Origin of the sequence: Phaeobacter italicus, assembly GCF_019801785.1 — a bacterium.
GTDB classification, from domain to species: Bacteria; Pseudomonadota; Alphaproteobacteria; order Rhodobacterales; family Rhodobacteraceae; genus Phaeobacter; species Phaeobacter italicus.
Genome location: NZ_JAHVIJ010000018.1, coordinates 1 through 767 on the forward strand (window position 1 = coordinate 1; position 767 = coordinate 767).

Consider the following 767-nt stretch of genomic DNA (forward strand, 5'->3'; position numbering starts at 1 on the left):
GGCAGCGGTCATAACGGGTCGCGACACGCCTCCAATCCTTAAGCCTACCGAACATGATCTCGATCCGGTTGCGACGCTTGTATCTGCGCTTGTCGTATTTGACCGGCGTCTTGCGTTTCTTCCGGCCTGGGATGCAGGCGCGTATCCCCTTGTCCTGCAACGCTTCTCTGAACCAGTCAGCATCATAGCCGTGATCCCCGAGCGGCCATTTGACCTTTGGCAGGCCGCGCAGCAGGGCCCTTGCGCCGATGTAATCGCTCACCTGTCCGGCGGTAACGAACAGGTCGATTGGTCGCCCCTTACTGTCGCAGATGGCGTGCAGCTTGGTGTTCATGCCGCCTTTCGTCCGCCCGATCAGGCGGCCACGCTCCCCTTTTTGGCGGCCATGCTGGTCGCTGTTCGGTGGGCCTTCAGGTATGTCGCGTCGATCATCACGGTCGTTTTCTCACCGTGTTCCGCCGCCAGTCCGGCCATCATCCGCGCGAAGATGCCCTTTCCGCTCCAACGCTTCCAGCGGCTGTAGAGCGTATCATGAGGGCCATATTCTCGCGGTGCATCCCGCCAGCGCAAGCCATTGCGATTGATGAAGATAATCCCACTCAACACCCGTCTGTCATCGACCCTTGGCTTGCCGTGCGACTTAGGGAAGAAAGGCGCAAGTTTGCCCATCTGCTCATCGGTCAGCCAGAAAAGATCACTCATGTCACCACTCCTTTTCGGAGCCGTGAATCATGTAGCGAGACTGAAATCAATGCATCCTGACCCTA

The 767-nt window shown here is 58.4% G+C and carries 1 protein-coding gene; it reads right to left on the reverse strand.

The genetic code is table 11. The features are described from left to right. A protein-coding gene (locus KUV39_RS18685) for an IS5 family transposase (RefSeq protein WP_222460648.1) occupies positions 1-702 on the reverse strand; the annotation gives its coding sequence in 2 pieces (ribosomal slippage) (positions 1-369 and positions 369-702; 703 coding nt annotated over the 2 pieces). This gene is flagged as partial in the annotation. Positions 703-767: the final 65 nt, after the last annotated feature.